The 12,862-nt window shown below is 44.3% G+C and carries 14 protein-coding genes and 1 riboswitch; of the genes, 11 read left to right on the top strand and 3 right to left on the bottom strand.

What is annotated here, in order from left to right:
• Positions 1–175 precede the first annotated feature (175 nt).
• From HPK16_RS08655 to HPK16_RS08665, 3 genes are all read left to right on the top strand, one after another.
• Positions 176–1,249, top strand: a complete 1,074-nt coding sequence (locus HPK16_RS08655) for a chitinase (RefSeq protein ID WP_181676575.1) — start codon at positions 176–178, stop codon at positions 1,247–1,249.
• Positions 1,250–1,459: 210 nt separating this feature from the next.
• Entirely contained in the window at positions 1,460–1,762 is a 303-nt protein-coding gene (locus HPK16_RS08660) for a DUF3116 family protein (protein WP_181676576.1), read from the top strand.
• A 106-nt stretch (positions 1,763–1,868) separates the two neighbouring features.
• On the top strand, positions 1,869–2,393 hold the full coding sequence (locus HPK16_RS08665) for an HdeD family acid-resistance protein (protein ID WP_181676577.1): 525 nt from the start codon (positions 1,869–1,871) through the stop codon (positions 2,391–2,393).
• A 199-nt stretch (positions 2,394–2,592) separates the two neighbouring features.
• Here HPK16_RS08665 and HPK16_RS16995 read toward each other — a convergent pair whose 3' ends face one another.
• Positions 2,593–2,703 carry a putative holin-like toxin gene (locus tag HPK16_RS16995; RefSeq protein WP_181676578.1) on the bottom strand — a complete coding sequence of 37 codons (111 nt, stop codon included), beginning with the start codon at positions 2,701–2,703 and terminating at the stop codon, positions 2,593–2,595.
• A gap of 173 nt (positions 2,704–2,876) precedes the next feature.
• Here HPK16_RS16995 and HPK16_RS08675 point away from each other — a divergent pair, with 173 nt between their 5' ends.
• The 8 genes from HPK16_RS08675 to HPK16_RS08710 all read left to right on the top strand — a co-directional run bounded on the left by HPK16_RS08675 (position 2,877) and on the right by HPK16_RS08710 (position 10,870).
• Complete coding sequence (locus HPK16_RS08675) at positions 2,877–3,677, top strand: ChbG/HpnK family deacetylase (protein WP_181676579.1); 801 nt, start codon at positions 2,877–2,879, stop codon at positions 3,675–3,677.
• Positions 3,674–4,087: a fluoride efflux transporter CrcB gene (gene crcB, locus HPK16_RS08680; RefSeq protein WP_181676580.1), complete on the top strand. Its 414-nt coding sequence runs from the start codon at positions 3,674–3,676 to the stop codon at positions 4,085–4,087. The genes HPK16_RS08675 and crcB (HPK16_RS08680) overlap by 4 nt, the downstream gene beginning before the upstream one ends.
• Positions 4,087–4,449, top strand: a complete 363-nt coding sequence (gene crcB, locus HPK16_RS08685; RefSeq protein WP_181676621.1) for a fluoride efflux transporter CrcB — start codon at positions 4,087–4,089, stop codon at positions 4,447–4,449. The genes crcB (HPK16_RS08680) and crcB (HPK16_RS08685) overlap by 1 nt, the downstream gene beginning before the upstream one ends.
• A 462-nt stretch (positions 4,450–4,911) precedes the next feature.
• Positions 4,912–4,956: riboswitch (PreQ1 riboswitch) on the top strand.
• A 10-nt stretch (positions 4,957–4,966) separates the two neighbouring features.
• Positions 4,967–5,458, top strand: coding sequence for a preQ(1) synthase (gene queF, locus HPK16_RS08690; RefSeq protein WP_181676581.1), 492 nt, complete (start codon positions 4,967–4,969; stop codon positions 5,456–5,458).
• A 12-nt stretch (positions 5,459–5,470) separates the two neighbouring features.
• Positions 5,471–6,139: a 7-cyano-7-deazaguanine synthase QueC gene (gene queC, locus HPK16_RS08695; RefSeq protein WP_220132292.1), complete on the top strand. Its 669-nt coding sequence runs from the start codon at positions 5,471–5,473 to the stop codon at positions 6,137–6,139.
• Positions 6,139–6,564, top strand: coding sequence for a 6-carboxytetrahydropterin synthase QueD (gene queD / locus HPK16_RS08700; protein ID WP_220132293.1), 426 nt, complete (start codon positions 6,139–6,141; stop codon positions 6,562–6,564). The genes queC and queD overlap by 1 nt, the downstream gene beginning before the upstream one ends.
• Positions 6,561–7,175 (top strand): 7-carboxy-7-deazaguanine synthase QueE, encoded by a 615-nt coding sequence (locus HPK16_RS08705; protein ID WP_181676584.1) that lies wholly within the window; start codon positions 6,561–6,563, stop codon positions 7,173–7,175. Before queD ends, HPK16_RS08705 begins: the two co-directional genes overlap by 4 nt.
• Before the next feature lie 188 nt (positions 7,176–7,363).
• Positions 7,364–10,870 (top strand): pectate lyase-like adhesive domain-containing protein, encoded by a 3,507-nt coding sequence (locus HPK16_RS08710; protein WP_181676585.1) that lies wholly within the window; start codon positions 7,364–7,366, stop codon positions 10,868–10,870.
• 48 nt (positions 10,871–10,918) lie between these two features.
• Here HPK16_RS08710 and HPK16_RS08715 read toward each other — a convergent pair whose 3' ends face one another.
• Both HPK16_RS08715 and HPK16_RS08720 read right to left on the bottom strand, forming a co-directional pair.
• Positions 10,919–11,968: a sensor histidine kinase gene (locus HPK16_RS08715; RefSeq protein ID WP_181676586.1), complete on the bottom strand. Its 1,050-nt coding sequence runs from the start codon at positions 11,966–11,968 to the stop codon at positions 10,919–10,921.
• Positions 11,969–12,640, bottom strand: coding sequence for a response regulator transcription factor (locus tag HPK16_RS08720; RefSeq protein ID WP_181676587.1), 672 nt, complete (start codon positions 12,638–12,640; stop codon positions 11,969–11,971).
• Positions 12,641–12,862: the final 222 nt, after the last annotated feature.

A 12,862-nucleotide genomic window follows, 5' to 3' on the forward strand; every position in this document is an offset into this window, starting at 1 on the left:
GAAAGCGTTGACAAATCAATCGAATCTATCAAATTGGTATAGACCCTTTACATTTTGAACCAATTATTTCCGAGGTTTTACTTTTAAAGAGCTCGGGTACTTGCTTAGTGTCAGAGCTATTGACAAGAAGTAAAAACGCTTGAATGAGAGCGTAAACAATGAGGGGGATTTACTAATGGTAGATTGGAAGAACACGAAAAAATGGGTAGCAGGCGGAGTTTTGACAGCGGCGGTTGCAGTTGGGGTTTCTTTAACGGGAGGAACACAGGCTCATGCGGCGGTCGATGATGCAACACCAATGCCTAGCATTCAAGGGAAACAGGTTCTAGTCGGTTATTGGCATAGCTGGAAATCCACGGGCAGAGATGGTTATAAGCAAGGTACTTCGGCTGATATTGCGCTAAAAGATGTAAACGCGGCGTATAATGTCGTTCCGGTCTCCTTCATGAAGGGCGATGGCGTGAACCGGATTCCAACGTTCAAACCGGTCGGGTTAACGGATAGTGAGTTCCGCGCACAAGTTGGGGCTTTAAATAAACAAGGACGTAGCGTGCTTCTTGCGCTTGGTGGTGCGGATGGGCATGTTCAACTGCAAACCGGCGATGAGCAAGCGTTCGCCAATGAAATTATTCGCCAAGTAGAGACATATGGTTTTGACGGTTTAGATATTGATTTGGAGCAAACGGCGATTACGGCTGGGAACAACCAAACGGTGATTCCTGCGGCGCTTAAAATTGTGAAAAATCATTACGCTGCGGAAGGTAAGAACTTCCTAATTACGATGGCGCCGGAATTCCCATATTTGAAACCGGGTGCTGCGTATCAAAGCTACATTACGTCGCTAACTGGTTACTATGACTATATCGCGCCTCAATTTTATAACCAAGGTGGCGATGGTGTCTGGGTTGACGAAACGAACCAATGGATTGCGCAAAACAACGATACGCTGAAAAAAGAGTTCATTTATTACATGGCGGATTCGTTAATTCACGGTACGCGTGGTTATCTACAAATTCCGGCTGATAAGCTAGTTATTGGTTTACCAACGAATAATGATGCGGCGGCAACGGGATATGTGATTAATCCGCAAAATGTTTTCGATGCTTTCAATATGTTGAAAACTGCGGGAACTCCGCTTAAAGGTATCATGACGTGGTCTGCGAATTGGGATGCTGGTAAAAGTAGCGCCGGGGTTTCTTATAATAATGCGTTTGCGAACACATATGGTCCATTCTTAGGTACAAAATAAATCATAAACGTCGCCCTGCCGAAAATTGGTGGGGCTATTTTTGACGTGTTTGAAGTCCGTTACATAGGAGTAAATAGCAAAACGTACGAAAATGTTCACAAAAAAGATGTGAAAATGGTAAATAGACACAATGCCAAATAAAGCAACCTGTTATACTTGTACAATGGAATACTGTGTTGGATTTGAAAACCTCAAGAAAAGATGCAGATTTTGTACAGAGGAGGCGATCTTATCAAAGGACCTCAAAATGATGAGATTAAATATGTTTTAAAACTTGTTGCTGATCCCAGTTTCTCGTTTATGACGCTGGAATTAGACAAAGGTTATGCTATTACAATTACGCGGAATACGCTATATATGACGTTATATTGGCTAGAAATGAAACAGCTTATTTATAGGAAAACGAACATTAAACGAGGGCAAAAAAAGTATTTTTTGACGCAATATGGAGAAGAATTGATGGAGAATGTTGCACTATTGGAGAAAATGCTGGACGATTTACAACTAGAATGAAGCATTTTTTTGAAATAAGTGTGCTTAAAACTAGATTCAAGCATGATTCTTAGGGTATAGTTAAGTAGCAATATTTTTGCATTACTATCAGGGGAGGAATGGAATCATGCGTAAATTTTATTTGTATTTTATTTTAGTAATGGGACTTGTTATGATTGGGCTGGGACTTTGGTTTGTATTTAATCCAAGTACGTCGCTTGCGGCTTTCACATTTGTAATTGGGATTGTGTTATTACTAAACGGTTTGAACGAGATTATTTCTTATTTCAAAGGTCGGAAGGTTTTGAAAATCTCGAACTGGATCCTTTTGGACGGGGCTTTATCGTTCTTAGCCGGTTTAATTATTCTGATTAACAACAACATTGGTGAAAAATTCATCGTGCTAATTTTCGTTATTTGGGTACTTGCTTCGGCAATTCTGAATATCATCATGGCGTTCTCGGTGAAAGGCTCGAAAGGCTGGATTTTCATTATGATCATCGGTATTATCGGTGCTTTGATTGCGATTATTTCGTTGTTTAGTTCAGCGATTGTTGCAGTGACTGTAGCTTTGATACTTGGCGCGTTCTTTATTTTCCAAGGGATTGCGTGTCTGTTACTGTTTAACGGGATTCGCAAGCAAATGAAATAATGGAAAAGCTCCTTGTGGATGTGTTCATGGGGAGCTTTTTTCGTGTGGATTGAATATCTTTTTGGTGTGTGTTAGAATGGAATAGAAAAGGAAGCCATGCGTCAACATGACTTCCTTAAGTAGAGCCGTTGAAAAGATGATGGCTTCATAATTTTGTTGCAACCATCTAACCTTTTCGCGAAAAAAGTGAGTTAGATGGTTATTTTTTGTCTTTTTTTACTGATTTGATGAGCATGACGACAAGGCCAAGGAGTGATACAGTAAATGTACCAAACCCGAGCATAAGTGTCAGTGCCTCAGCAACAGACATTAATCAGGCGTTTCCTTTCTACAGATTTTAGTACCTATTTGCATAAGCACCACCACCACCACCTCTCGATTAGATCGGCCACCATCTTTTCACTTCTCTACAGGGTTAGTATATCAGAAATAGCATAGCAGTGCGGTGTAACTTATTTCAATGTTGGGAGGAGACGATGTTTGATGCAGAAAATAATTATTAATGCGGATGATTTCGGGATGTCAAAAGGGATCAATTATGGTGTTATGGAGGCATATTTGAACGGGGTTGTGAGTTCGACGCTGTTGATGCCGAATTTGGAGGCTGCGGAACATGCAGTGAAATTGGCGAAAGCGGCGTGTCCTGATTTATTTATCGGGCAACATACGAATTTTTTGCTTGGGAAACCGTGTTCTGATCCTGCTAAAATTCCTTCGATGGTTGATAAAAATGGGGCTTTTCATCGTTCGGCGTATTATCGGAGTGGAAAAGGGCATTTTGTTTATGATGAGGTACGCGTGGAAACGATTGCGCAGATGGAGCGGTTTAAGGAGTTGCTTGGTCATTTTCCAGAGCATATTGATTGTCATGCGGTTGGTGACGAGGTCGTGGATCGGGCGTTTTACGATATTGCGCTGGAATATGGGATACATACGACATTGAAGTATAGCGGTGACAAAGTTTGGCCGTCATTAGCGGGATACATGGAAACGGGATTGCTTTTGGAGGTAAATGGGTTGCCTTTTATTGAGAATGGGACGCTGGTGGAGAATTTTTTGCGGGATGATTTTGGGTTGCTTAGACAGGATTCGGAAAAAGTGATCGAGATGCATTTTGATGCGGGATTTTTGGATCAGTTTGTGCTTGATAACTCGTCCATGACAACGCCGAGATGTCGGGAGCTCGCGACGCTTTGTGATTCGCGGGTTCGTGATTGGTTCGATGCGAATGGACTCGAGCGGATTGATTTCGGGGACTTGAAACTAGGTGGTTCTAGCGGATGAAGCGGTTTTTGATGATTGGTGTTGCGGGAATGGTGGGTGCGTTGTGCCGCTATTTTGTTGGAATGGGGATTGGTGTTTTTTGGGGAGCTGATTTTCCGTTGGGGACGTTGATTGTGAATTTGAGTGGGTGTTTTGTGCTTGGATTTTTCACGACATATTTGTTTCGGTTGACGATTTTGAATACGGATTTGGTAATTGCGATTGGAACGGGATTTTTGGGCGCGTATACGACTTTTTCGACGTTTAGTTTGGAAACGGTGCGGCTTTTTGAGTCGGGAGATGCGATATTGGCGGTTACATATTTAGGACTTAGTTTTCTCGGTGGGAACTTGTTGGCGTGGCTTGGTTTTACGCTAGGTGAACGCCGATTCGTGCGTAAAAGAGAAGCGGTCAAGGAGGGCGATTTGTGATGTGGATTGACGTGATTTCCATTGCGATTGGTGCTTTCTTTGGTGCAAATGCGCGATATTGGCTGTCAACTTGGATAAAAAGCCGTGTAAAATGGGATTTTCCGATGGCGACGTTGCTTATTAATTTGGCGGGAGCATTTGTGTTGGGATTTGTTGTGCAGTTGCAGCTCTCGTTTGATTGGAATTTGCTTTTGACGACGGGATTTTTAGGGGCGTTTACGACTTTTTCGACGTTTAAATTGGAAAGTGTGCAGTTACACGCCGAGCGAAAGTGGAAAAAAGTGATTTTGTACCAAGTGGTGACGTATTCGGCGGGTCTGGCTTTGGTCGTTGCGGGTATGCTTTTAGGATCTATAGTATAACAAAGAAGTGTGCGCTAATCATCACCAAGCGCACACTTCTTTGACTATTCCCAAAAACTGTGTTAATTTCTAAAAGAAGCTAAGACGAGTGGCTACATACGATGTGACGCAGAATTAGGTTTTACTTTTTGGGTAGGACGAAAAATTTTGCTTTACACAAATCGAGCGAAAGCGTTTGTATTCAGGAGATTCGGTGGAAGCCGGAGAGCTGCGCATACTAGTGTATATGATGACTGAAAACAGGGAGAGGGTAGTTTCCTCGACCATGTAAGAAGTTATGCGAAACTGCTCTTGTGTAGCAGAACCGTAAAGACATACCGCATCCGTGTTCTAAAAATAATGAAGGACCGGCTATTCACGATGCTCACAGGCATATTGAGGCTGTAAATCATTACATTTCGAACAGTCACAACAAATGCGAACGCTTGCCGCCGATTTATATCGTGTAGGCACAAGTTTTAAGTTTCCGTGGTTCGAGATAATCCCACGTAAAAAAACTAAGGAGTGAAAAGTAAATATGAGAAACCAAGATGAACTGGCTGGTGTCACACATTTAGGAAATCAGGGGACGGAGTATCGGATGGATTACGCGCCGGAAGTGTTGGAAGCATTTCCGAATAAGCATCCCGATAATGATTATTTTGTGAAATTTAATTGCCCTGAGTTTACGAGTCTTTGTCCAATGACTGGGCAGCCTGACTTTGCGACGATTTATATTTCTTATGTGCCCGGCGAAATGATGGTTGAAAGTAAGTCACTGAAGCTTTATTTGTTTAGTTTCCGAAACCATGGCGATTTTCATGAGGATTGTATCAATATCATAATGAAGGATTTGATCAAACTTATGGGGCCAAAATACATTGAAGTATGGGGGGAATTCACGCCACGTGGTGGAATTTCGATTGATCCGTATGCGAATTATGGCAAACCTGACTCGCGCTTTGAAGAGGTTGCGATGCATCGCCTAATGAATCATGATATGTACCCTGAAAAAGTGGATAATCGGTAGGAGGAAATGAAAATGACAAATAAAAAAGCGTTAGTGGTTTTTTCTGGTGGGCAAGATTCGACGACTTGTTTGTTTCAAGCGATTCAGGATTATGGGAAAGAGAACGTGGAGGTTATTACGTTTTTCTATGGTCAGCGGCACGTGATTGAGCTTGAGAAGGCGAAATGGATTGTGCGGGATTTGAATGTGAAGCAGACGGTGATTGATACGTCGGTTATAAAACAAACGACAAATAATGCGTTGATGGATGATTCGATGGAGATTTCTCAAGGGGAATCGGAGGAGTATCCGAATACGTTTGTAGATGGGCGTAATGCGCTGTTCTTGTTGCTTGCGGGGACGTATGCGAAGGGGGAGGGCATTACGGATATTATTATTGGTGTATGTGAAACGGATTTTAGTGGTTATCCTGATTGCCGCGATGTGTTTGTGAAATCGATGAATGTGACGCTGAATTTAGCGATGGATTATCCGTTTGTAGTGAAGACGCCGCTGATGTATTTGACGAAGGCGGAGACGTGGCAATTGGCGGATGAACTGGGACGGCTGGATTATGTTCGGGAGCATACGCATACGTGCTATATGGGCGTGGACGGTGGATGTGGTGAGTGTCCGAGTTGTGAGTTGCGTGAGAAGGGCTTGACGGAGTACTTGGCATTGAAGGCTGGGAGCGCGTTATGATGCGGATTGCGAAGGAATTTACGTTCGATATGGCGCACATGTTGGATGGGCATGACGGGAAATGTCATAATCTGCATGGTCATACGTATACGTTGCAGGTGGAAGTGGCTGGGGACTTGATTGCGGATGGTTCTAAGGCTGGGATGGTGCTGGATTACGGTGACATCAAGCGGGTTGTGAAGGAGCATGTGACGGCGAAATTGGATCATGCTTTTGCTTATTTTGAGGAAAATGAGAACGAGTGCCGTGTTGCAAAATTACTGCAAGAGATGAATCGCAAAACGGTCGCATTACCTTGTCGCACGACGGCGGAGGGGATGGCGATGGTGATTTTTGATTGGTTAGGGCCTTATTTGCCGGTTTCCGCGATTCGATTAGGTGAGACGCCGACTTCCTTTTGTGAATATAGAGGTGAACTGTCATGATGAACCGCGAGTATCGAATTGTAGAGATTTTTGAGACGATGCAGGGTGAGGGCTACAATACTGGGATGCCGAGTATTTTTATTCGATTTGGCAGGTGTAACTTGGATTGTCCTTGGTGTGATACGAACTATAATGAGTTTGAGATGATGACGGGACAGCAGATTTTGGATGAGGTGCATAAATATACGGCGCGAAATATTGTCATAACTGGCGGTGAGCCAACGATTCAACGCGGGATTGAGGAGCTCTTGCAAGTTTTGAAGGCGGAGGGTTATTATTTGGCGGTTGAGACGAATGGCTTGAAGGAAGTGCCGGTGGAGATTGATTATGTGGCGACGAGTCCGAAACGGTTATACAGTAAAATGTATGAGAAGCGTCATTTATCGCGGGCGGATGAGGTTCGGATTGTGGTGGATGGCGATATTCAGGAGTTCTGCGCGCGGATTGAGGCGCTGATTCCTGCGAAACGGTATTATTTATCGCCGTGTGAAGAGGATGGCGGATTTAATATGGTGGAAACGATCAGCCAACTTGGAAAATTGAATGCGGAGCGTGGCGAGAATAAGTGGGCGCTGAGTATTCAGACGCATAAATTGGCGGGAATTGAGTAGTTTGGGAGAATGGGAGCTTATCTTGTAAATTAGCGTTTACAGGGTAAGCTTTTTTTGTGGAATCATTTATTTCTGATAGCTAGAAACTTTTGATAAAATGCGGTTATTTAACAAGTGAGCGTGTAGTATAGAAGTGTAGCTAGATGTATGGACGTGTGCCTTTATGAGATATGAGAGGAGTGTTTTGAATGATGAAAAAAAGAATGAAGATGCCATTTGTTGTTCTTCTGATTTTTACGATTACGATGATTGGACCGATAAATAGTGCGGGGCTTGGTAATTGGTTTTCGACTGAGGTTTCGGCTGGGACTGGGTTATCGCTTGTGGTGGATAAGCCGAAGCAGACGGAGAATCGCCAGTTTAGTTTGACTGTAAAAGACGATACGGCGCTGAGTTATTCGGATGATCCGCCGAGTGATGAGGATGCGGTGAATACTGTTTCTATTGCGATTCCGGTTGGGATGGTTTTGGATGTTGTGGCGACGCAGGAGCATAATGCTGCGAAAAATGCGGCGACGCTTGATTTTGATGAGGAGTCTGGGATAGCTCAGGTGACTTGGAATAGTGAAGCGACGGAGCATGTCTATGACTTACTTTTGACGGCTGAAAAGGCGCAGAGTTATGCGATGCAGGCGGTGAGATATGATGCAGAGGGTAATGAAGTGGAGTCGGGCGTTGTGACGGTTGCTGTTGAGCCAGAACAGGTGGAAGCGGTGACGCCGAAAGTAGAGGAAGAAGAGGCTGTGGCGTCGGTAATTCCAAAAGTAGCGCCAAGAATTGCAGAAGAAATAGTGACTTTTGCGGATGCTGAGGACCCAAGTGTGGCGAATGTGAGCACGCTGACGGAGTTTCATAATGCGATGATGAATAAGGATATCGCGACAATTAACGTTTTAGCGGATATTAATTATGCGGCGTTTTCTGCGGCAGATGCGAGTCCGACCAATACGGGTGCTTACTATCAAAGGATGCCAGAACGTCCGTTTACGATAAATGGGAATGGGCATACGATTGATTTTAGAAACCAGTCTTATGCACCGACAGACACATATTCTTTGCCAAAAGTGGTAACGTTTAATGATCTGAATACGTATGGGAAAAATTATTATGGGTTTTATACGGATAATTCAGCTGGTGGAACGAATGCTACGAATACGATTGTTTATAATAATGTGAACTATCGCGGCTCTCAAGCGATTCATGCTCCAGCGACCACGACTAAAATTTCTGGGAAGTCATCTTTTGCGCAGACGAATAGTTATGTGAGTCCTTTTGATGGTGTGAGCTATACGACGCTTGCGAATCAGACGACGTTTGCGGTCGGTGATATGAATATATTAGAGGGCGCGGATGTGAAAGTAACGAATGAATCGAGTGGCGCGATGTATATTTATACGGGTGGAACAGTAGATATTGCAGAGAACTCGGTTTTGGATATTTATACGTCGGGAACGAATTCTACAGTTGCGGATGGTGCGGTTTCAGGAATCACTAGTTACGGAAATATCAATGTACGTAATGGCGCGACGCTGAAGATGGATAATGAGGTTCCTGCAGCTGGGAAAACGGCGGTTGGCGGGATCTGGATGAACGCTGGTACATTTAGTGTTTCTAACAATGCGAAAGTGGACATCAAGGCTCGTGGCGCGATGTATTATGGTAGCCCGTTTTATATTTATGGTGCGGGAGTCCTAAATGTCAGTGATAATACGGAGTTCAAGCTGGAAGCGACGGATACTGGGACTTCTACGCAGGATGTTTTTAGTACAGGAACTGGTACGATTTTGATTGGCAAAGATGGCGTGTTTGATGTTAGTTCAGATGGGACGGGAGCTAAAAACCTGGTTTATCTGCGTGGGACTTCAAAATTCCAATTTGCGAATGCGAAACGTGTCGATATTAGATTTAATAATGTGAATCCTGCTGCGACGGCTCGGTTGTTGCGGATGGCGGGGAATTTGGATGTAGATGTTCAGTCAATCCAAGCTTGGAATACGAAAACTTGGACGGATGGCATGGATGATAATTCTGATTTTCTTTGGAATCCAATGTTTCAGGTGAAGGTGACGTATAGTGCGGCGAACGTAACGGCTGCAACGGGTCAATCGGTAAACGCGGCGACTAAGAATAGTTTTACGACGAACTTTAGAACGCAAAATTTCAAGCGTGTCCTTTTTGAAGGGATCCCGGATGTGGAAGTAACGATTGGGAATTTGAGTGATAATGAGGAGCGTGAAAATAGTCGAGTGATAACTGGGAAGGCAAATCCGGGTGCTTCGGTGCAACTTTCTGGTGACCCTGCGATTCCTGTTGGGACACTTGATTCGCCGAACGAGGAAGACAAGACGACGAAGTTTCATTTGATTGCTGATAATGATGGAAATTATCGTTATGAGTTGCCTGCGGGTACGTTTTTGACGGCTGGTAATACAGTGCAGATTTATGCTTTCTTGAACGGAAAGGATGCTTCGGCGCAGACGGTTGTTCAAGATGGTACGGCTCCTGAGGTACCCATTTTGGCCGCGATGAAAGATGTGGATGCGGTGATTAGTGGGCAAGCGGAGGCTGGCACGACGGTGACGATTTATGACGCAGAGGATGATAGTGAATTTGTGAGCGGTGTGACGAACGGGACTGGCACTTTTGCAATAGCGGTTCCTGCTGAAAAACGCCCGATGACGCCGAATAAGGTATATTATGCGGTGGCAAAGGATGGAACTGGAAACACAAGTGTTGCGTCCAATCGGATGACTGTGGCGGACACAACGGCTCCAACGGCGGACGTGATCAGGCAGTTTGTAACGCTTGGTGATAAGTTCACGACGAACCCGAAGAATCTAGTGGAAAACGTGACAGATAACGCTGGAAACGGCGATGATAATATTAGTTATGCGATGACAGAAGTGCCTGATGTTTCTAAAATTGGCTACACGACTGCGACGGTGACGTTAACGGATGATGCTGGAAATGCTGCGGATTTTGTGATTCCAGTTTTCGTGCAAAATGATAGCTCCATCAAGGATGAAAATTCTTTCTTGCGTGCGAATGATTTCACGGTAGCAACAGCAGACGTACCAGCGACACCGGCTGCGCTTAAGGACATGGTTTTAGAAATGGCCAATGTGCAGGCGTACTTTATGCCAACGGGTGAAAGCGTGATGGCGTTTGTTCAGATGACTGGATTCGAGGCAATTACGTCAACACCTGGAAAGTATCAAGTAAAAGTAACGTTGGGTGAGTTAGAGCGTGAGATTACTGTCACGGTTCTGGCTGGAACGTTACAATTTAAATCAGCGACACCGGAAATTTCATTTGGGACGGCGGCTATTAGTTCACGCGAGCAGTTTTTGAAACCGCAAGATGATGTGAAGTTAACGGTTGAAGATACGCGTTCGGAAGGGACTAACTGGAAACTGACGGCGCAACTTGTTTCTCCACTGGCAACGGCGGATGGTAAGGAATTAATCAACAGCTTGTTTGTTAAAAATCAACAAGACGGAAATGTGATTATGACCCCGCTAAATGGTGTGGCAAATGAAATCTTCTCGAATACGTCGGGTTCAGATGGCGTAACGGAGATCGATTTAAATACGGCGGATGCTTCTGAGTTAGTACTCAATGTTCGTCCAGGAACGGCTCGTGCGAATAAGGAATATAGCACGACAATCCATTGGACATTGGAAGATACGCCTTGATATAGATAATAGCAAAAACGCCAGAATGCGACTATTCTGGCGTTTTTGCTATTTTGGTAATTTAATACTTATTTTTGTTCCCTTACCTTCACTACTATCAACGGTAATCGTCATTTCATGAAGATCGGCAATTCGTTTCACGATGGAGAGACCAAGCCCACTGCCGCCGATTTTACTTTGACGCGAGAGGTCGGCTTTGTAAAAGCGTTCAAAAATGCGTAATTGGTCTTCTTGGGAAATACCGATGCCGCTATCTTGGATGGTGATTTCGGTTTGGTCATTTTTGTTTTTAGTGAGTGTCACTTGAAGCGTGCCGTTTTCTGGGGTAAATTTGATTGCGTTATGAAAAAGATTTTGCCAAACTTGGTAGAGTAGGGATTCATCACCGTATATTTTTGTTGGTGTGAGATCGACAATGACATCTAGTTGTTTGTTTTGCCATTGGGGTTCGGCGGTTAGGATCATGTCGCGGATTTGGTAGTCTAGCCGGAACTCCGTGGGATTGAGTTTGTAGTCGTTTTTTTCTAGCGCGGTTAATTTGAGTAGGTTCTCGCTGATTTTGGAGAGTCTGCTCGTTTCTGCTTGGATAATTTCTAGGTAGTGGGTGCGTTTTTCGGTGCTTAGGCTGTTGTCTTGGAGTAGTTTGGTGAAGCCGGAAATCGATGTGAGCGGTGATTGGATTTCGTGGGAAACGTTGGCGATGAAGTCTTGCCGTAATGTCTCCATTTCACCGAGTTGTTCAGCCATTTTTTCGACTTGAAAAACGGTGTCGCGAATATTGCCGTCGTCCATGCGTTGTAGCGGTACTAATAGTTCGCTGATTTGAAAATTACCGCGCCCAATTTCTTCTAAAACGGAACGGAAAATTTTGAAATAGGCTCGTTCGTGTCGGAAAAAGTAGCGACTAAGGATGAATCCGATGCCAACCATGATAATGATTCCGCCGGCTGCGATAGTAGCTTGCTCCCAGATGGTTGGCCAGGAGAAGTGGAACGTTGCTTTTAGCCAAATGAAGATGGCGTAAGAGGTAAGGTTGGATAGGACGAAAAAAGTCCCGACTAGTAGGCTACTGCCAATTCGTTTTAGTTTCTGGATCATTTAGGCTTCCTCCAAACGGTAACCAAGGCCGCGAATGGTTCGGATAGAAAAACCGGAAATGTCGGTTGGAAATTTCTCGCGGAGGCGCTTGATATGGACGTCTACTGTACGCTCGTCGCCTTCGTAATCGTAGCCCCAGATTTCTTCGATGAGTTGTTCCCTTGAAAATGTTTTATCGGGATAGCCGGCGAGACGAAATAGTAGTTGGAATTCTTTTAGTGGTAGCGTGATGGCCTGGTTTTGAAGCATGACGAGCATTTCCTTTTCATTGAGTGAGATGTTGCCGATACGGATTTCTTGGGTCGCTAGAATTTGATAGCGTTTTAGAAGAACGCGGATTCTTGCTACAAGCTCTTCTGGGGCAAAAGGTTTGACGACATAGTCATCCGCACCTAGGCTGAATCCTTTGATCTTCTGCTCGATTTCGCCACGTGCGGTCAGAAAAATGACAGGAATTTCTTGAAAATTTTTGATTGCGCTACATAGTTCCCAGCCATCCATGTTTGGCATCATAATATCGATTATCGCCAAGTCAACGGTCGTTTTTTCAAGGACAGCAAGCGCGTCAACGCCATCCTCAGCATTGAAAACGGTGAAGCCTTCTTTCTCTAGAAAAATGGTGACGAGCTCGCGAATGTTACTATCGTCATCTACCATCAAAATACGGTTCATTCTTTCCACCTCCAAAATATATGTATAAGAGAAGAATATTTCCCGGGAAATATTTCAGCGTGTCGACAAACACTCATCTCCGTCGTTAAAGCCTGCGCGCCGGTGCTCACATACCCAAGTATGCTCCGCGCCAGTGCTCAACTTTGCCTAGGATCTAAGCATTTGTCGACACGCTGGGGCTCGGCGCCAACTAATGTAGGGCGTTTTTCTACAGTCTAGAAT

The sequence above is a fragment of the Paenilisteria rustica genome (genome assembly GCF_013820765.1).
GTDB classification, from domain to species: domain Bacteria; phylum Bacillota; class Bacilli; order Lactobacillales; family Listeriaceae; genus Listeria_A; species Listeria_A rustica.